Here is an 18,699-nt window from a genome sequence, read left to right as displayed (position 1 = left end):
TTGTTTTAATTTTAAGTTTTGTGAGCACGAGGACGTAATAGAATTATTATGGGTAAATCTCTCGTTATTGTGGAGTCCCCAGCCAAGGCGAAGACAATCAATAAGTACTTGGGTAAGGACTTCGTTGTTAAGTCAAGCGTCGGTCACGTTCGTGATTTGCCGACCGGTGCACGAAGCACGGGCAAAAAAGCGGCGGCTACTTCAACCAAGGGCTTGAGCGCAGAAGAAAAAGCGCGCATTAAAAAAGAAAAAGAACGAAAAGCGCTAATCAATAAAATGGGCGTTGACCCTTACAATGACTGGGCAGCCCAGTACGAAGTGCTTCCTGGCAAGGAAAAAGTGGTCAATGAACTACAGAAGCTAGCAGCAGACGCTGACTATGTTTATCTCGCGACCGATTTGGACCGCGAAGGGGAGGCTATTGCGTGGCACCTTCGTGAGATCATCGGCGGCGATGATGAGCGTTACAAGCGAGTGGTTTTCAACGAGATCACCAAAAATGCTATCCAGCAGGCTTTCGAGCAGCCGGGTGAGCTGAACATGGATGGCGTCAACGCGCAGCAGGCACGCCGCTTCCTTGACCGCGTGGTCGGCTTCATGGTTTCCCCTCTGTTGTGGAAGAAAGTCGCGCGTGGCCTTTCTGCGGGCCGTGTACAGTCGGTTGCGGTTAAGCTGATTGTAGAACGCGAACGCGAGATCAAGGCGTTCGACCCGGAAGAATACTGGGACATGCATGCCAACACCCAAACCGCAGGCAGCGATGCCCTGCGTTTGATGGTGGCACAGCAAGCGGGCAAGACGTTCCGTCCGGTAAACGAAGCTGACACCATGGCGGCGAAAGCCCTGTTGGAAAAGGCGGCCTTCCAGGTCAAAGACCGTGAAGACCGACCAACCAGCAGCAAGCCGTCAGCACCGTACATCACCTCGACGCTGCAGCAGGCGGCAAGTACCCGTCTGGGCTACGGCGTTAAACGGACGATGGGACTGGCCCAGCGTCTGTACGAGGCGGGTTACATTACCTATATGCGTACCGACTCGACCAACCTGTCGAAGGAAGCGGTAGAGGCGGCGCGTGAGTTTATTGCTAGCGAGTACGGCGATAACTACCTGCCGTCTTCGCCGAACGTATACGGCAGCAAGGGCAATGCCCAGGAAGCGCACGAAGCAATCCGTCCTTCCAGCGTTGACGTGAAAGCGGAAAACCTTGAAGGCATGGAGCAAGATGCGATCAAGCTCTATGACTTGATCTGGCGTCAGTTCGTGGCTTGTCAGATGGTGCCGGCTAAGTACGACTCAACCACGATTACGGTGGAAGCGGGCGACTTTACCCTGAAAGCGAAAGGCCGTACCTTGCGCTTTGCCGGTTGGACGCAAGTACAGCGCCCGTCAGGCAAGAACGAAGATACTACGCTGCCAATGGTTCATGTGGGCGATACGCTCAAACTGGAATCGTTGGAGCCGAAACAGCACTTTACTAAGCCACCTGCACGCTTTACCGAAGCGGCACTGGTAAAAGAGCTGGAAAAACGAGGTATCGGTCGTCCTTCAACCTACGCCTCCATCATCTCGACCATTCAGGATCGTGGTTATGTGCGTGTTGATCAGCGTCGTTTCTATGCCGAGAAGATGGGGGAAATTGTCTCTGACCGTCTTGACGAGAGCTTCGCAGACCTGATGGACTACGACTTTACCGCCCGGATGGAAGGCAACCTCGATAAAATCGCCGAGGGCGAAGCGAGCTGGAAGTCGGTGTTGGACAAGTTCTTTAGCGACTTCACTACCGAGCTGGAAAAAGCCGAGTTGGACGAAGCCGAAGGCGGTATGAAGCCGAACAACATCGTACTGACCGATATCAAGTGCCCGACGTGTGAGCGTCCGATGGGGATCCGAACTGCTTCAACCGGCGTGTTCCTGGGCTGTTCTGGCTATGCGCTTCCGCCGAAGGAGCGTTGTAAGACGACCATTAACCTAGGTGACGAGGAAGGTATCGTCAATGTGCTGGAGGAAGACGTTGAAACGGCAGCCCTGCGTGCCAAGAAGCGTTGTCCGAAATGTAGCACGGCGATGGACGCTTACCTGATCGATGCCGACCGTAAGCTGCATGTATGTGGTAACAACCCGAGTTGTGATGGCTATGTGGTTGAGAAAGGCGAGTTCAAGCTCAAGGGCTACGATGGCCCGGTTATCGAGTGTGATAAATGTGGCTCGGACATGGAGCTCAAGAACGGTCGCTTCGGTAAGTACATGGGTTGTACCAACGAGACCTGTAAGAATACCCGTAAGATCCTGAAGAACGGTGAAATCGCACCGCCGAAGGAAGATCCGGTTCATCTGCCTGAGCTGCCTTGTAGCCAGGATCCTGATGCGTATTTCGTACTGCGTGACGGTGCTTCCGGTTTGTTCATGGCGGCCAGTACCTTCCCGAAATCGCGTGAGACTCGTGCGCCGCTGGTAGAAGAGCTGGTGCGCTTCAAAGACCGCTTGTCGCCGAAGTTCATGTACCTGACCGATGCGCCGACAGAAGATCCGGATGGCCGTCCGACCGTGGTTCGCTTTAGCCGCAAGACCAAAGAGAACTACATCCGTTCGGAAATCGATGGTAAGCCATCGGGCTGGACGGGGCTTTACATTGACGGTAAGTGGGAAATTACCGACAAGCGCAAGAAGCCGAAAAAAGAGAAAGCTGACGACTAATAAAAAACCGCCGACAGGCTAACACCGATCAGTTAAGCCATTGATCAGTTGAATGATCCTACGGTTGAGTGAAAATACCCTCAGACATTAAGTATGAGGGTATTTTTTATGTTGGCACATTGGCTGATCGATGTTGATGATTTTGCTTCACCTGACTCACTCTCTTTGTTTCAAAAAGAGTTGCCTCTTGAGTGGATTCAACAAGCACTCGATGACACCAACAAGGCAAGTTTAAGGCGACGGAAGCTACCTGCTGAGCTTGTGGTCTGGCTTGTTGTTGGGATTGGTTTATACCGTGATAGACCGATTACCGATGTACTTGATAAGCTAGACCTTAAGCTTTCCAGTTCTCTAGGTGAGTCCATTGCTCCGAGTGCGATCCCCCAAGCAAGAAAACGGTTAACAGCTAAGCCTCTCGAAGCCCTATTTACATTAACTTCACAGCATTGGGTACAAACAGAGGATAGTGAAGATACATGGTTCGGGTTAAAGCTTTTCTCTGTAGATGGCACGCAATTTAGGACCCACGATACCCCAGCCCTTGCAGAGCATTTTCAATACGTTAAGCACAGTAAAACTCGCCATACTGAATACCCAGTTGTAAGGCTATGTGCACTCTGCTCCCTCCGAAGTCGGCTAATCCATAATGTCGCTTTTGGTCCTAGCTACAAGGGTGAAGAAAGCTACGCCAAGCAACTCATTTCCTCTGCAACAGCCAACTCCCTTACTATTTTCGACCGATGCTATTTAGGTGCAGAGTTGATGATTAACTGGCAAAACCAACATGGTTCTAGCCACTGGATGACTCCCATTAAATCCAATACAAAGTACACAATCATAGAGCAGTTAGATGAAGACGGGCGTGACTTGATAGTAGAAATGAATGTTTCTCAACAAGCTCGCAAAAAAGATCCTCATCTGCCTGAAAAGTGGCAGGCTAGACTTGCGCTTTATCCAGAAAAAGATCAACCCAATCATATCAAAGGGGTTTTGACGTCCCTAACAGACAAAAAATATGACCTGCAATCCTTGCTTAATGTTTACTTCGAACGATGGGAAATCGAAAACAGTTACGGGGAGATAAAACACGACATGCTTGAGGATGAGATCCTACTTCGCAGTCAATCAATCGAAGGTGTTGAGCAGGAGATCTGGGGCACCTTAATTGCCTATAATCTAGTCCGGTTGGAAATAAGCCGAATAGCGAAAGAAGCTAAAGTGTCGCCTTTACGGATCAGTTTTATGATGGCTTTGAGGGATATCCAGGATGAATTAATGTGGTGTGCAATCGCATCGCCCGGCTCAATACCCAAGAAGTTAAGGGCAATGCGAGAGCGAGTAAAACGTTATATTTTGCCTGAGCGAAAAAAACGGCCCAAATCAAGGACCGTTCGTATCAGTAAAACTCGCTATGTGGTTCGCTCCAAGCATCTTAATTGATAGGAGTTAGCCGACAGGCGGTTTTTTTATGCTTGAAAGCGAAGGAGGCTGGGAAGAGCGGATTCTGGTTCCTAGGAAAAAATCAAGAGCAAAAGAGCTTTAAAAAGCTTCGGTAATCTAGAGACTGCTTGCAGGACCCAGGATCCCTTAAACTGTTGCAGTCTCGAACGTCGGTACGCCGCTGTGGAAACGGAAGCTGTCGTCGGGGCTGTTGATGAGCTCCGCCTCGCGGGCACCGATTGCCTTCACTCGAGCGCTGATATCAGCGCCTGCGATTTGCTCGGCCAGCTTGAGGTAGTCTTGATAATGGCGGGCCTCGGAGCGCAGCAGGGACACATAGAACTTTTTCAGCTCCTCATCGAGGTAAGGAGCCAGCTTGGCAAAACGCTCGCAGGAGCGGGCTTCGATGTAAGCGCCGATGATCAGCTTATCAATCAAGGTACCTGGCTCATGGGTACGAACAATCTTCATCAGTCCTTTGGCGTAGCGGCCGGCACTTAGGCTGGAGTACGGGATACCGCGGTTGCCCATAATTTCCAGAACCTGCTCGAAGTGGTGGAATTCTTCCTTGATCAGGCGAACCATCTTGTCGATAAGCTCTTTGCCATGGGCAAAATCGGCCCTGGGCGTCAGTTCGGCGGCCAGACCGTTTTTCCGGCCATGGAAGTTGCGGGTATCGCGCTCGGCACCATAGACGAATTCTTCGTATGGCTTGGCCCATTCCAGTAACGCTTTTCCACTCTCGGCATCTACCGCGTACTTGCGGATCAAAAACATGGCGGTCTGGCTGGCTTTCAGCTCGCAGTTGCAGTGGTCAACCAGAAGCGCGGTGAGGTTCTGGGGTTTCTTGGCTTCGTCGATCCAGGCTTCTGGCGTCTCGCATTGCAGGAACTGCTTGATCGGCGCCAGTAGCGTGTCGATCATCTGTTGGCTTGTATTCATCGGTTAGGTTTGTTGAGTCTTGTTGTTGATATGCGGCCAGTATACCAACGGTGGGGATGAAAGAGCCAATCGCCAGAAAAACAAAGGCCACCGTAACGGTGGCCTAGTATCTGGAGCGCGTCTTGGCCTGTTTGCCGTGTCGCAAACAGTGTTACCATTTGCGCTTGGGCTGGAACAGGACATCCAGCTCATCCTGCTCTTTCTCAAGCATTTGCTGGCGCTGCTGTTCGTGGCTCATGTTCTGGCTGCTATCAACGTCTTGCAACATCTTCTGCAGCTTCTCGCGGGCCTGATTGGCATAGTCGTCATTTTTGCTCGACAGCACATCGATGCCCTTCTTTAGCAGCTGCTTGGCTGTACCCAGCTGTCTTTTGACACGGGCATCATTGGCGCGCTTGATCACATTCTCGATATTGATCCTCAGCTGGATACCCTCTAGGCGGGCATTCTCGGTCACAAAGGCTTGGGTCGGCATCCGGCCTTTGCTGTGCTCGCTCTTGATGACATTTTTCAGGCGTTTGACAAGCTGAAGCATGCCAAGCGCTTGCTTGTCGGTACTCGGAACCTTGAAGCTGGCCACATCTGCCTGAGAATAGTTGGCCTGGAGCTGGCCGATTTGCTCGGTGACATTGGTAATTCGCTGCGGTAGTGACTTATCCGCTGGGTCCGTTTCCTTCATGGCCTGCAGCGAGAACAGTACCCGCTTGTTTAGGCAGACCAGTAGATCCTTACTGTAGGGAAGGTGGTGAGCGTTACTGATCAGCTCTTCGGTTGCATCAATAATGGCGATGAATTTTGCTAATTCCTGCTGCTTTGTGCTTTCCAGTTTCTGTCGGTACTGAATAATGATGTTGTAGCCAACGATCAAGATCAGCAACAGGCTTACCAGGCCAATAATTAGTGGCATGCTCATGGGGTAGAAGACCATCCGTGCTTACTCAAGCCCTATAAGATACACCATATCGATAATGGGTCATAGCGGCGAGATCGCTTTCTCGAAGATCTGCCCGGGAGCTGGTGGTTTTTTCAACGCTGACGCGCTGGCAAGGGACAAGTGTGTGCCATTTTGTGTTAAATGTCGCTTAACGGTTGAAAATTTGACATACGATGCTGGGAAACTCGGTCTATAAGTTATATAACATAACGTTATATAACCCCGCACAGAACTGCGCCGGGCATAACTCCAAGGTTGGGGTGAAGATGATAACGGACGATCATTAGGCAGGACCATGAAACTACAGCAACTGAAATATATCGTAGAGGTCGTTAACCATAACCTGAACGTTTCTGCCACGGCAGAGAGTTTGTATACTTCCCAGCCTGGGATCAGTAAGCAAGTCCGGCTGTTGGAAGATGAGCTGGGGGTGCAGGTTTTTGAGCGAAGCGGCAAGCATTTGACCCAGGTGACACCGGCAGGGGAGTCAATTGTCAAAATTGCCCGGGATATTCTGGCCCGGGTGGAAAGCATCAAGTCGGTGGCAGGTGAGCATACCCACCCGGAAATGGGGACGTTGAACATCGCGACCACCCATACCCAGGCTCGCTATGCCCTGCCTCCGGTGATCCAGGGCTTCACTGCCCGTTATCCCAAAGTGACCTTGCACATGCACCAAGGCACGCCGAGCCAACTGGCCGAGGCGGTGTCCAAGGGGACCACAGATTTTGCCATCGCCACTGAGGCACTGCACCTGTATCAGGATATGATCATGCTGCCCTGTTACCACTGGAACCGTTCGATTGTGGTCAAGGCCGATCACCCCTTGGCGCAGAAGTCGGAGCTCACCATCCATGATCTGGCGGCCTACCCGCTGGTCACCTATGTGTTTGGCTTTACCGGGCGCTCGGAGCTCGACAGTGCTTTTAACCGCTCGGGGCTGACCCCGCGAATCGTATTTACCGCAACCGACGCGGATGTGATAAAGACTTATGTGCGGCTGGGCATTGGGGTCGGGGTGATAGCCAGCATGGCCATGGATCCGGCCACCGACAGTGACCTGGTGGCGATTGACGCCAGCCACATCTTTGAAGCCAGCACCACCAAGATTGGTTTCAAGAAAGGGACTTTCCTGCGGAGCTACATGTACGATTTCATCAAGCGTTTCGCCCCGCACCTGACTCGGGAAGTGGTCGATCAGGCGGTAGCGCTGAAAACCAATGCCGAAATCGAGGCCATGTTCGCCAACATGCCGCTGCCGGTAAAGTAACCGCTCCTCAGGCTGCCACTCGGCAGCCTGTTTGTTTCTTATCTTGAAAGGGTCTCTTTCTGCCCATTTGCCCTAATTAGGTTTACAATAGCGGGCTGTCTGATTAATCCAAGAGTACACCATGCACGCCCCGCGCTTTTCCCAACTTGATCGCCTACTGACGGATACCCGTGAATGGTGGCAGTTTATGCCCTTTTCCACGTCACAGCCCGAATGGGAGCAGCGTCACCCCGCACTAACTCAATGGCTGCTGGGCTTGGATGATCAGCAACTCGCCCTATTTCGTCAGGATGCCGGCTTGCTCGCTGATGCGCTGAGCCGCTGGATCCCGCAGGCCGCCGCCATGCACCTGCTTGCCTCGCTTGAGGCTTTGCCTCAGGTCGAGCGTACTACGCCCCGTGGTCTCGATGCCGGTATTCCGGGCCGCAAATGGCAACAGCTGCAGGCGTTCAACGGTGTGCTGCCAGCGCTGTCGCTGCCATGGCTGGAATGGTGTGCCGGAAAAGGGTTTCTCGGAAGGGTGCTGGCCGCGACGCACAACACGGCGGTAACCAGCCTGGAATGGCAGCAGGCACTGTGCGAAAGCGGTGACGCAGCCGCCCGTAAGCTGGGGCTGCCGATGACCTTTGTCCATGGCGATGCGTTTTCACCGCAGAGTGGCCAATATATTTTATCCCAGCAGCATGCGGTCGCTTTACATGCCTGTGGCGATCTGCACGTCTCGCTGTTGCAGCGTGTGGCCGAGCGCAGGGGGCAAGCGGTCAGTGTTTCGCCCTGCTGTTACCATCTCATCCGCGACCGTGCCTACCAACCGATGTCGATGCCGGCGAAGCAAAGCGCATTAACCCTGAGCAAGCATGATCTTCGGCTGCCGTTGCAGGAGACGGTGACGGCGGGCAACCGAGTTCGAAATCTCCGCGTTGTTGAAGTCAGCTTCCGGCTTGGCTTTGACAGCCTGCAACGCAGCGTAACCGGGCAAGACGATTATCTGCCGGTCCCCAATGTCCAGAAGGCCTTGTTCAATGATGGCTTTGAGGCTTTTTGCCGCTGGGCAGCAGGGCAAAAGGGGCTGATGTTACCGGAGAATATTGACTTTGCCCATTGGCAGCATGTCGGCGAGCAGCGGTTTGACTGGGTCGAGCGGTTGGAGTTGCTGCGCCAGCTGTTCCGCCGGCCGTTGGAAATGTGGCTGGTCTATGACCGGGCATGCTTTATGGAAGAGGCGGGGTATACCGTGACGGTCGGGACCTTCTGCGACAAGCCGATCACCCCGCGTAATATTATGATCCATGCGGAGTTAAAGGATTAAATGGAAACCAGCACATTAGTATATTGCGCCATTGCCCTGGCGGCAGGGTGTTTTGTACAAAGCACCGTGGGATTCGGTATGGCCATCGTTGCGGCACCCATCGTGTATTTCTTTGAGCCCCGTTTTGTGCCCGGCACCATTACCTTGGTTGGCTTGGTGCTGGCGCTGATCAATATGTGGCAATACCGCTCTCAGGTGTCGTTTCGTGGCTTGGGCGCGGCTTTTGTCGGGCGGGTGCCAGGGACGATCGTTGCTGGAGCATTACTGCTGTATATCACCGCGGAGTCGTTGGCTTTGGTGCTTGGTGCTGGAGTCTTGCTGGCGGTGGTGATCAGCTTGCTCAAAGTGAGGATCAGGCCAACGCCGAAGGCTTTGTTCTGGGCAGGATTTGCCTCGGGGCTGATGGGGACATCAACGGCTATCGGCGGTCCGCCTATGGCCCTGGTCCTGCAACATGCCGAGGCCGGCAAGCTCAGGGCCAACCTGGCGGGCTATTTCACCTTTAGCAGCATCCTTTCGTTGCTCGCCCTGACCGCGACAGGGCACTTTAGCTGGTGGCATTTCAAATACGGCATGATGATCATGCCTGCGCCTATCTTGGCCAGTTTGTTTGCCTACCGGATCCAGCATTTGATCCGGGCCGAGTGGCTGCGCTATGCCTTGCTGGTGCTGTGCTCGGTCTCAGGGGTGATTGCCATTTGGCAGGGAATGGCACCGAAATTTGTCTAGCGGCACGGGAAGGCTTGGACAATCCTTGTGCACAAGGTGGTAAACAGTAATAAGGCCAGTCACTGACTGGCCTTATTATTAATGGTGCGCCGAGCATGGCGTTGTTCTAGGAGGTGAAAGTCCTCTACGGGCTCAGTCGAGCGAGAACCGTTAGCCTATGCAAGGGTGCCCACCGTGAGGTGGGATCTGAAGGAAGCAAACGGCAAAACTTGGTTGTGACGAACAGAAATCTGATAGTAGGCCAGTACAACTTGGGTAACCTAGCCATATATAGAATAGCCCAATGCCTCGACGGGAAGTGTGTACGGGTAAATCAGGCACAACCAAGGGAAAGAACAACGTCTTACCTCGGGAGATCTTATTAGCTGTCTCGGACGAGACTAGTGCAGCAGTGATGCTGCGTGACGGTTAATAAGAAGTCAGCAGAAGGCATAGTACCTTGGGGAAGTACAACCCAAGGGAAGGCCGGAACTGAATATATCAAGAAGCAGTCATTAGACACTCAATCATGTGGAGTCATAGCAAGATGAACAATATCTCTACGTACCAATGGGCAACACCGCAAGTGACGCTCATGGCCACGAAGAATGACAAGCATGTTTGGCGTAGACAGGAGGACGAGTCTTGGTGACCTCCACTCAGTTGATGGAGCAGATCTGTTCATCAACGAATCTGAACCAAGCCCTGAGAAGAGTAAAGAAGAACAAGGGATGTGCTGGGGTTGATAAACTCGACATAGCAGCCACTATCTCGGTGCTTCGGCAGTCTTCCAATGGGCAAGCGCTCCGCCAGAGCCTTCTGGACGGTAGCTATCAACCCCAACCCGTCTTGGGTGTAGAAATCCCTAAACCTAGTGGGGGAGTGAGGCAGCTAGGTATCCCAACGGTACTTGATAGGATCGTCCAGCAGGCCATCACATCAGTCCTGACAGATATCTACGAACCTAAGTTCTCCAACAGCAGTTACGGGTTCAGGCCCAACCGTAGTGCCCACCATGCTCTGGCGGCAGCAAGCCACTACATCAGGGAGGGGCGGGGTTATGTAGTCGATGTTGACCTAGCGAAATACTTCGATACTGTGAACCACGATAGGCTGATGCACAGGTTATCGAAAGATATCACAGATAAACGGGTACTGAAGCTGATCAGGTCATACCTACAGGCAGGCATAATGCGAAACGGGTTAGTCGAGCAGAGGCAACGAGGGACACCACAGGGTGGCCCATTATCTCCGCTGCTATCAAATATCGTATTAGATGAGTTGGATAAAGAGCTTGAACGAAGAGGGCATAAGTTCTGCCGATATGCAGACGACTGCCAAATCTACGTGCACAGTGAGGAAGCCGCAAATCGAGTAAAAGCCTCGATAACGGAGTTCTTGGAGCAGAAACTGAAACTCACGGTCAACCGGGAGAAGAGTGCAGCAACAAGAGTGACAGAGCGGACTTACTTAGGCCATCGCTTCCAACGAGATGGAAGTATCCATATCTCGAAGACAGCACAAACTCACATGAAGAAGCGAGTGCGTCAAATAACGAAGCGGAATCGAGGACGAGAGTTGAAGACAGTAATAGTCGAACTAACTCAATATCTAAGAGGTTGGCAACACTACTTCAAGCTCGCCATGCGGAAAAGCGCGATGCAGCGCTTGGATGAATGGATAAGACGGCGCTTACGGTGCTACCGACTCAAGCAGCGAAAACGCAGACACAGCATAGCGATATGGTTACGCCAAGAAGGCGTAAACGAGCGCAATGCTTGGAAGCTAGCGATGTCAGAGAAAGGATGGTGGCATCTGGCTTTATCGCCGCAGCTCAATCAGGCCATGCCAACGAAACGGTTCAAGGAGATGGGCATGTACTCATTGAGAGATGGGTATGAGTCACTGAAAATATATTCGGAACCGCCGTATGCGACCCACGCTTGTACGGTGGTGTGAGAGGACGGAGGCCGTGAGGCCTCCTCCTACTCGATTGGCAGGCGCGAAATACTACTGCACCACCTCTGGTTTTTGCTCTTGTAGTGGGGCTTCCGGAATAGTGTTGAGCAAGGAGAAATTTCGCTCCTCATGCTCATGGGCTGGCATTGGCCGGCCGAGGTAGTAGCCTTGGCAGAAGTCGAAGCGGCATTGCTGCAAATAACGCAATTGCGCTTCGGTCTCGACACCTTCAGCCACCACTTTGAGTGCCAGCTTTTCGCAGATGGCCTGGGTCGCCTCAATAATCGCCTGGCTGCCTTTGTGCTCCCCTTGGACAAAACTCTGATCCAGTTTAACGGTGCTGATCGGCAAATCCTGCAGCTGCGACAAGGAAGAGTAACCGGTCCCAAAGTCGTCGAGATAAAGCTCTAGGCCCAGGGAAGCCAGATCATCCAAGCACTGTTTAGCTTCATCGTACTCCTGCAGCATGGTGGACTCAGTGAGCTCCAAGGCTAGCTGTGACGGAGGGATCTGGTAGCGGTTCAGCAACCCTTCGATGGTCGGTGCCAAGCTAGATTGCAGCTGGGCACGGGAAAGGTTGACGCTCATGATAAACGTCTTGCCGTATTTTTCCCGCCATAGCGCCAGTTGCTTGCAGGCGGTTTTGAGGATCCACTTACCAAGCGGGACAATCTGGCCGGTTTCCTCGGCCAGTGGGATGAACTCTCCTGGGGAGACTTGCCCCAACTCCTCGTCGTGCCAGCGGATCAAGGCCTCGAAGCCTTTGAGCGACTTTGAGTTCATGTCGACAATCGGTTGGTAATAGAGCTCGAAAGCCTCGGCTTCTAGGGCCAGAGTCAGGTGGTGCCGCAGAGTCATCTTTCGATAGAGAGCATCTGCCATATCAGGCGAGAAGTGGTGGCTGCGGTTACGGCCGCGTAACTTGGCACGGTGCATAGCCATGTCGGCTTGGGTTACCAAGGTTTCGATATCCCGCGCATCGGTCGGATAGTCCGAGGTGCCGATACTGCAACCAATGGACAGCTCGCCTACCTCCTTGAGGTGGAAAGGGCGGTTCAGGGCTTTGATCAGCTGCTTAGCAAACGTCGCCGAGTTCTCGATATTTCGGTGCTCAGCTTGGACGATAAACTCATCACCGCCGAATCGTGCCAGTAACCCTTTGAACTTCACTTCTTCTTGCAAGCGAATGGCGATGGCCCGTAGCAGTTTGTCGCCAATGGCATGGCCATAGGTATCATTGACCAGCTTAAAGCCATCTATATCGAGGAATAGCAGGCTATACGGATGCTGACTGTGCTGATTTTCGACAATGGCGTTCGTGATACCGCGGCGGTTGAGCAGCCCGGTCAGAAAATCATGCTCGGCATTGTATTTGGCTTTGTGGAGCTGTTCTTTTTCCTGGCTGATGTTGATCAAGCTCAGGAGCAGTTGGTGCTTATCGGACAGCCACTTACCATCGATATTGAGCCAGTGGTGACTTTTTCCGGTCCAGCACAGGCGCTTGGCCTTGAGAACACCTTCATTGCGGGCTGCCGCCAGCCATTTATCAGCCAATTGGGCGTCACCGAGAAAACTGGCCAGATCTTTGAGATCTTCTCCAAAAGAATGGGTAAAAGAGTTGTTAGCACTGATTAGGCTACCGCTTTCATCGAACAGCAAGGCGAGGTTTGAGCTGCCTGAGAACGCCAACTCTCGGCGCAGGCTGGCTTCTTCGGCGATCACCTCAACCAGCATGACAGTGTTGCCGTCGGGACCGGGCATACCCGAAAAATAACATAATGCTTTTTTGATGACATCGTTAGGGGAGAAGTACCACCAGGTCTTGATTTTCTCTCCCTGCTGGAAACGGCTTAGGTAGCCATCCAATATGGCATCAACCGCTTCGGACATATCGAGGCTGAGATCACGGGCTGTGAGTTCGTCGGTAGTTTTCGCTTCCCACAATGGCAATGCGGCGGAGTTTGCCCAGAGAATGCGTTTTTGGTGAATGTCGAAAATCCATACAGGAGTCTGCAGGAACTCTAACAGAGAAAAATTTTGGTTCATCACCAAGGCTTTGTTATTTATTGTGATATTTGTCAGATGCTATATCAAAAACGGCGTTCTAAATATGCATGCGGTATAAAATCGTGACACTTCTTCACGAAATATGAAATAAAATATGTAATTTCTTGAAAAGCAGCAAAAAAGGCGATAGAGATCGCACTTTTTTGCTGTCTATTTCTTTACTTTACTGCAAAGCCAGTTTTAGTTCGAGGCCAACGAAGACCGGATCGTAGGCAGCTCCTGCATCAAGGGCGAAGCTGGCGGCATCGGTATTGCCGAACCACGGTGTGTAAGTAAGGCTAACATCGGCGTCGCCACGCCACCAGTCGGTTACCCAGTAGTGGATATGGCCAACGGGGTTGAGCAGGAATAGGCTGACGTCGCCCATGGTTTTTGAGCCCATGACCTTGCCACGGTTGGCGGTAATTTCCATTTCGGTCTGGAACATCCACTCACCCACTGCCGCGCCGAACAGCGGCGTGACAATAATGTCCTGAATCGATGGGATTTCGGCAAAGGCTTCTACCCCGTACTCCCAGAAGAATGTCGACATGGTTGCCGAATAGAGGAATGACTCCCATTCGTTAAATCCGGAATGGCGGGCTGCTGTGTAGTAAACACCGCCGAAATATGGGTGCATGATGTAGTTCAGATAGTGATCATCTTTGTCCCAGACTGGGCCGGCCTTAACATTGTCCCACCATTTTTTGCCCAAGCCGCTTAAGTTGGTATCTTCCGGATCCCAGTTGGTGACGCTCTCGGGCAAGAGGGTCATCAACCCGACGGTAGCAACGCTCAAACCAAAAATGGTGTATGACTGCTCCAGTAGGTAATCCCAATCTTTTTCCGGCGCGACGGATAAATGTTTTGGCAAACTGTAGGTTGTCGGCTCGGAAGTCGCTGGTTGCAGTGCAATCCCTTGATCCATGGCTGCGTACTGGTATCCGTGGGCCACCCCCAGATCCTGAGCTGGCTGGGTCGCATAGTTGTTTAGAAAGGTTGGCTGCTGGTAAGCACCAAGGTTGGCATTCTCATTCCATGCGAATGCAGGGGTGCTGACGGCAATCCCCAGGGCTAGAGTTGATAGAAGTGAAGTGCGCAAGATACGCTCCGCAATAGATCAAGGTGGATAGGATAAAAAGTGCGGGAAGTATCACTGAAATGATAAAAAATTCCTAGTAGCAATGGCCTGAAATCGTACAGTTTTGTGCAAAAAAATTGTAAAAAACACCAATTTATATGAATGATTGGAAAAATAAATTATTTTGCTCAAATTTATTTCAGGCGGAAGGCCCAGCGGCAAGCGGAGGACGCTTGCCGCTGGGTTAGCTATTAACCGACAGCCGGGATCACGCCTGCCATCTGCAGAAATTGGGCGGTAATAATGAGGACTCCAGCCCCGGTTGCAGCGAGCAGGGCGGGCTTGCCGCCGGCCACCTGGTAGCCACTGTTCGCTTCGAGCTGCTTGCGCTGGGCGCTGACCATGGCGACAGGCAGGAAGATCGCCAGGATAACCAGTGCAATGGCAGCGAAACCCAGTGCCGTGATAAAGCCCTGTGGATAAAACAAAGCGAAAGCGAGTGGTGGAATGAATGTCATCGCTGCCGTTTGTACGCGGCCATGCTTTTTGTCGTTTTGCTTAAAGCTGTCGGCCACAAAATCAAACAGGCCCAGGCTGACACCCAAGAAAGAAGTGGCCAAGGCCAAGTCAGCGAAAACTGAGACGGACTGGCTAACCATTGGGTTGTGCAGCATTTCACTCAGTGTGCCAATGAATGAGCCTAGGCTGTTGCTAGCCATCAGATCTTGCTGGCTTAGTACGCCTTGGCTGGTCAGTTGCCAGAAAACGTAGATCAGTAGAGGCAGCGAAGAGCCGATGATCATGACCTTTTTCAGGGCTTTGATATCCAAGCCGATGTAGCGCACGATAGATGGAATACTGCCGTGAAAACCAAACGAGGTAAAGATCACGGGCAGTGCCGAAATGATCAGGCCTTTTTCAACCGGCATATTGACCAGGTAGCCGCCTTCGACATTTGGCGCCAGCAAGCTGAGCATTACCACCAAAGCAATAACCTTCAGGGTAAACAGTACTCGGTTAACCATATCGACCGAGTGAGTACCAATCGCCACAATGCTGGCAATCACCAGGGTAAAAATGACGGTGCTGGTCTGTGCCGAGACTTCCAATCCTACCCAGTTGTTCAGTTTGTCGTTGAGTTGACCACCTCCGCCGGCAATGTACGCGGCACAAAGCGAGTACATCAGAAAGCACACGGCAAAGTTGGCGAGGAACTGGCCTTTTTTGCCGAGAAGGTCACGGGCCAGGGAATTTAGCGTGGCTTGGTGATCGGCGTACTGATGCACTTCTAACATTAAGAGGGCGGTGTAGGTCATCAAAGACCAGATACCAAACATGATCAAAGTGGCTGTGGTAAAACCAAGTCCGGCCGAGGCCAGGGGAAGGGCTAGCATGCCCGCGCCGATGGTCGTACCGGCGATGATCAGCATACTGCCGAAAGTCTTGTTCATAGACATGGGGTTATTTGCTCCGAGTATTCAATAGGTTCGTGCTCGGGAGGCGGTGTCTGCACCTGTGGTTACTCCCTTTTCATCCATCAAGAGGGCCACAATGGCAATGGGGTGTCATTTATTATTTACACTCTACCTAGCCATTGCGGCTATCGATAGAAAGTGCTCGTTTGGTGTTTTTTCATGGCTTAATTGATTCCCATTAGTGATATATGGCGGTTTTAAGCTCTTTGATAAGGCTTGCGTCTGGTTGTGAACAATATAGCGATTGGATATGACTGTCAACTTTTGTGTTTTTGTGTGTAAATAATAATTTACAGTTGTGGTGTGTTTTTAATGTCTTGGTGCCATAACTGGCTGAGTGGGATAGCCTTCGTGGAAAAATAACGTGCTGAAATAGCAGGAGATATGCTTGAATAGGCAATACCCACCTCGATGTGCTCTGGTTGCGTCATTTTCGGTATGTCGGGGGGATATGGTAAAAGCCGTTGTCTGGCTGATGAACAAAGCCAGATGCTAAAAGGAAGTCGCAGGTCGACAACATGGGAGAAAATATGCTGAAGGTAGCAATGATAAGTACGGGCGAAGAAGTGCTTCACGGCGACATTACTGATACCAATGCCGCTTGGTTATCGGCACTGTTCTTTCAGCGCGGGTTCCCTCTGTCGCGGCGGACTACCGTGGGTGATCAGCTTGATTTCTTGGCCAAGGAAATTGAGCATTGCAGCCTCACTGCCGATGTGGTGATTGTCAATGGCGGTTTAGGCCCGACAACCGATGACCTGACCGCACAGGCCGCGGCCATTGCGGCAAATGTCGGCTTGGAGTTGGTCGACGAGTGGGTCGAGGCGATGGAGCAGAAATATGCCCAACTGGGGCGCGTGATGCCCGAGACCAACCTCAAGCAGGCGATGTTGCCACAAGGTTCGGAAGTATTGGATAACCCCATCGGCACTGCTTGCGGGTTCGCGATGCAGATTAACCGAGCCTGGGTTTTCTTCACCCCCGGGGTCCCGAGCGAATTCAAGAAAATGACCCATGAGCAAATCCTGCCGCGGCTGGAGGAGAGTTACACCACCAATGCTCGGGAGTGTATCCGGCTCCATACGTTTGGTTTGTCGGAATCGGGTATTGGCCAGTCGTTGCAATCTATTGCGCTGCCGGAAGGCTTCGAGCTAGGTTACCGCTCAGCGATCCCATTTATTGAAGTGAAGGTGTTCTGTCCGTCAGAACACCCGCAAACCCAGGCATTGGTGGCAGCTATTGCCAGCCTGTTAGGGGATAACCTGGTTGGCCATAACCAGCCTTTGCTGGCGGAGGTTGGCGAACTCGTTGAAAAAAATGGGTATTCACTAGCGCTAGCCGAGCATTTTACCGGCGGCTTTCTGACTAGCTGGCTACATGATGACATACGACTAGCAGAGCATGTCGCTCAGTCCTGGGTGCTGGGCAGAGGCAATGCGCCTGAGTATACCGCTAAGCTACCGCTAGAGGCTGCTTTGTCACTGGCGCAGGCTGCTCGGGAGAAAAATCAAGCGGATCTCGGCTTGGCTATAGGGACAGAGCAAACCGATGGCGTGGTGGTGGCGTTGGTGACACCCGAAGGGGAATGGGCGCAGCTAGTATCGACCAAACGCCGCTATGCCGTGCGTGATCACCGTCATGTGTTGGCTGCCCTTGGCCTCGACATGCTCCGCCGCTGGCTGGAAGGCAAACCGGTGTTTGGCCATTCGGAATCACTGCAGCGTGTTACTCACATCGAAAACAGATACTAGCCGTTACAGTTGCTAACAGGGGGCTGCCGAACTATGGCAGCCCATTTACCGAGGAGCTTTGTAGTCACTTACCCGTGACCAATAGCTTTAACATGCATATTGGCGACATACTCGTCCTCGGCCCAGTAGATCCGGTCGGCAACCATGGCCTCGGGGTTGAACTCGACACCATCGAGCACGCGTCTTTTAAACGCGTGGTAGCCCGATCTGTCGATGAGGTGTCCCATGTGCAGGTATACCGGGTTACCTGCAAGCATCTCTTTCTCAAATTCAAACAGATTGTTCAATACCTGATGGATTACATCTTCGGTCACCCAGTTCATGAACAGCTTGCCGACCCTGGGGGTTTTCTTGGAGGTCCGCCCACCCAGTTTAACCATATAAAGCTGTTTCGGATTTCGCTGCCAGGCAAGGGTTGGGCAAGCGAGGACACACTCGCCGCAACCAATGCACTTACTCTCTTCTTTGACCGCTTTGCCATTTTCAAGGCCCAGGCAATCAACCGCATGGTGTTGGCAGGCGCGGACACATGCCCCACAGCCAATGCAGCGCTCACTGCTGAATTCAATCTTGGCAACCCCGAGCACACCAAAGTCCGACATGTTGGCCTTGGCGCAGTCATTGGGACAGCCGGCCAGGACGATTTTTAGGTGGTAGGGTTGAGGGTAGACATGGTGCTCCAGCCGCTGGGCAAGGCCGGTGGTGTCGGTATTGGCCTTCTGGCAAATCCGACTACCTTGGCAAGCGACGATATTGCGACCGCCAATGCTCTGGTAACCTGCTTGGGTATCTTCCACGTCTATACCGCACTGTTCGACCGTGATGTCCTTGATGAATGGCTCGAGGGCGCGGTTTACCGCTGGAATATCTTGATATTTTATCCCCGGCATAGCCAGCTTCTGCCGGGTCGTCAGGTGGATGACACCATTACCGAACGTTTCCGCAATATGCTGGGCGGTGGAAAGCAGGTAAGCGGGCATGATCCCCCCCGGGATACGGACACTGATCATGCACTCACCCCGCTCCTTGGACAGGCGGTAGTCACCATTGGCGCGGGTTTTAATAATGTCGATGTCGAGACTCATGGTCA

13 protein-coding genes are annotated in these 18,699 nt (G+C 52.4%); 7 read left to right on the top strand and 6 right to left on the bottom strand.

The window, feature by feature from the left end; genetic code table 11:
• Nucleotides 1-48 precede the first annotated feature (48 nt).
• The gene (gene topA, locus PTW35_RS12575) at nucleotides 49-2,694 is read left to right on the top strand and encodes a type I DNA topoisomerase (RefSeq protein ID WP_281025278.1); all 2,646 of its coding nucleotides are present in this window, start codon (nucleotides 49-51) and stop codon (nucleotides 2,692-2,694) included.
• 108 nt (nucleotides 2,695-2,802) lie between these two features.
• On the top strand, nucleotides 2,803-4,134 hold the full coding sequence (locus PTW35_RS12570; RefSeq protein ID WP_281025016.1) for an IS4 family transposase: 1,332 nt from the start codon (nucleotides 2,803-2,805) through the stop codon (nucleotides 4,132-4,134).
• A gap of 147 nt (nucleotides 4,135-4,281) precedes the next feature.
• Here the strand turns inward: PTW35_RS12570 and PTW35_RS12565 are convergent, their stop codons facing one another.
• Together PTW35_RS12565 and PTW35_RS12560 are read right to left on the bottom strand one after the other, a co-directional pair.
• Nucleotides 4,282-5,076 (bottom strand): tRNA isopentenyl-2-thiomethyl-A-37 hydroxylase MiaE, encoded by a 795-nt coding sequence (locus tag PTW35_RS12565; RefSeq protein ID WP_281025277.1) that lies wholly within the window; start codon nucleotides 5,074-5,076, stop codon nucleotides 4,282-4,284.
• Between the two features lie 151 nt (nucleotides 5,077-5,227).
• The gene (locus tag PTW35_RS12560; protein ID WP_281025276.1) at nucleotides 5,228-5,989 is read right to left on the bottom strand and encodes a DNA repair protein; all 762 of its coding nucleotides are present in this window, start codon (nucleotides 5,987-5,989) and stop codon (nucleotides 5,228-5,230) included.
• Between the two features lie 316 nt (nucleotides 5,990-6,305).
• Here PTW35_RS12560 and cysB point away from each other — a divergent pair, with 316 nt between their 5' ends.
• From cysB to ltrA, 4 genes are all read left to right on the top strand, one after another.
• The gene (gene cysB / locus PTW35_RS12555; RefSeq protein ID WP_281025275.1) at nucleotides 6,306-7,280 is read left to right on the top strand and encodes an HTH-type transcriptional regulator CysB; all 975 of its coding nucleotides are present in this window, start codon (nucleotides 6,306-6,308) and stop codon (nucleotides 7,278-7,280) included.
• A 121-nt stretch (nucleotides 7,281-7,401) separates the two neighbouring features.
• Nucleotides 7,402-8,589, top strand: coding sequence for a methyltransferase (locus PTW35_RS12550; protein ID WP_281025274.1), 1,188 nt, complete (start codon nucleotides 7,402-7,404; stop codon nucleotides 8,587-8,589).
• The gene (locus PTW35_RS12545) at nucleotides 8,590-9,318 is read left to right on the top strand and encodes a sulfite exporter TauE/SafE family protein (RefSeq protein ID WP_281025273.1); all 729 of its coding nucleotides are present in this window, start codon (nucleotides 8,590-8,592) and stop codon (nucleotides 9,316-9,318) included. It abuts the gene before it with no gap.
• A gap of 645 nt (nucleotides 9,319-9,963) precedes the next feature.
• Entirely contained in the window at nucleotides 9,964-11,256 is a 1,293-nt protein-coding gene (ltrA, locus tag PTW35_RS12540; RefSeq protein ID WP_348637735.1) for a group II intron reverse transcriptase/maturase, read from the top strand.
• Nucleotides 11,257-11,307: 51 nt separating this feature from the next.
• On the opposite strand, the gene PTW35_RS12535 is transcribed toward ltrA, so the two are convergent.
• The 3 genes from PTW35_RS12535 to PTW35_RS12525 form a co-directional block, all read right to left on the bottom strand.
• Nucleotides 11,308-13,302 carry an EAL domain-containing protein gene (locus tag PTW35_RS12535; protein ID WP_281025272.1) on the bottom strand — a complete coding sequence of 665 codons (1,995 nt, stop codon included), beginning with the start codon at nucleotides 13,300-13,302 and terminating at the stop codon, nucleotides 11,308-11,310.
• A gap of 184 nt (nucleotides 13,303-13,486) precedes the next feature.
• Nucleotides 13,487-14,404, bottom strand: a complete 918-nt coding sequence (locus PTW35_RS12530) for a DUF3943 domain-containing protein (RefSeq protein WP_281025271.1) — start codon at nucleotides 14,402-14,404, stop codon at nucleotides 13,487-13,489.
• 230 nt (nucleotides 14,405-14,634) lie between these two features.
• Nucleotides 14,635-15,840 (bottom strand): aromatic amino acid transport family protein, encoded by a 1,206-nt coding sequence (locus tag PTW35_RS12525; RefSeq protein ID WP_281025270.1) that lies wholly within the window; start codon nucleotides 15,838-15,840, stop codon nucleotides 14,635-14,637.
• A 548-nt stretch (nucleotides 15,841-16,388) separates the two neighbouring features.
• Between PTW35_RS12525 and PTW35_RS12520 the strand changes: the two genes are divergently transcribed.
• Nucleotides 16,389-17,609, top strand: coding sequence for a CinA family nicotinamide mononucleotide deamidase-related protein (locus PTW35_RS12520; protein ID WP_281025269.1), 1,221 nt, complete (start codon nucleotides 16,389-16,391; stop codon nucleotides 17,607-17,609).
• A 68-nt stretch (nucleotides 17,610-17,677) separates the two neighbouring features.
• Here the strand turns inward: PTW35_RS12520 and asrC are convergent, their stop codons facing one another.
• Nucleotides 17,678-18,694: a sulfite reductase subunit C gene (gene asrC, locus PTW35_RS12515; RefSeq protein WP_281025268.1), complete on the bottom strand. Its 1,017-nt coding sequence runs from the start codon at nucleotides 18,692-18,694 to the stop codon at nucleotides 17,678-17,680.
• Nucleotides 18,695-18,699 lie beyond the last annotated feature (5 nt).

Origin of the sequence: Photobacterium sp. DA100 (assembly GCF_029223585.1) — a bacterium.
Classification (GTDB): Bacteria; Pseudomonadota; Gammaproteobacteria; order Enterobacterales; family Vibrionaceae; genus Photobacterium.
The sequence above is the reverse complement of the archived record's forward strand: the minus strand, read 5'-3'. Positions and strand labels throughout refer to the sequence as shown.

Excerpts from the sequence above, each read along its gene's own strand:
- PTW35_RS12550 (WP_281025274.1), top strand. The coding sequence starts at position 7,402 with ATGCACGCCCCGCGCTTTTCCCAACTTGATCGCCTACTGACGGATACC.
- PTW35_RS12565 (WP_281025277.1), bottom strand. The coding sequence starts at position 5,076 with ATGAATACAAGCCAACAGATGATCGACACGCTACTGGCGCCGATCAAG.
- PTW35_RS12520 (WP_281025269.1), top strand. The coding sequence starts at position 16,389 with ATGCTGAAGGTAGCAATGATAAGTACGGGCGAAGAAGTGCTTCACGGC.
- ltrA (WP_348637735.1), top strand. The coding sequence starts at position 9,964 with ATGGAGCAGATCTGTTCATCAACGAATCTGAACCAAGCCCTGAGAAGA.
- cysB (WP_281025275.1), top strand. The coding sequence starts at position 6,306 with ATGAAACTACAGCAACTGAAATATATCGTAGAGGTCGTTAACCATAAC.
- asrC (WP_281025268.1), bottom strand. The coding sequence starts at position 18,694 with ATGAGTCTCGACATCGACATTATTAAAACCCGCGCCAATGGTGACTAC.
- PTW35_RS12570 (WP_281025016.1), top strand. The coding sequence starts at position 2,803 with ATGTTGGCACATTGGCTGATCGATGTTGATGATTTTGCTTCACCTGAC.
- topA (WP_281025278.1), top strand. The coding sequence starts at position 49 with ATGGGTAAATCTCTCGTTATTGTGGAGTCCCCAGCCAAGGCGAAGACA.
- PTW35_RS12525 (WP_281025270.1), bottom strand. The coding sequence starts at position 15,840 with ATGTCTATGAACAAGACTTTCGGCAGTATGCTGATCATCGCCGGTACG.
- PTW35_RS12545 (WP_281025273.1), top strand. The coding sequence starts at position 8,590 with ATGGAAACCAGCACATTAGTATATTGCGCCATTGCCCTGGCGGCAGGG.
- PTW35_RS12535 (WP_281025272.1), bottom strand. The coding sequence starts at position 13,302 with ATGAACCAAAATTTTTCTCTGTTAGAGTTCCTGCAGACTCCTGTATGG.
- PTW35_RS12560 (WP_281025276.1), bottom strand. The coding sequence starts at position 5,989 with ATGAGCATGCCACTAATTATTGGCCTGGTAAGCCTGTTGCTGATCTTG.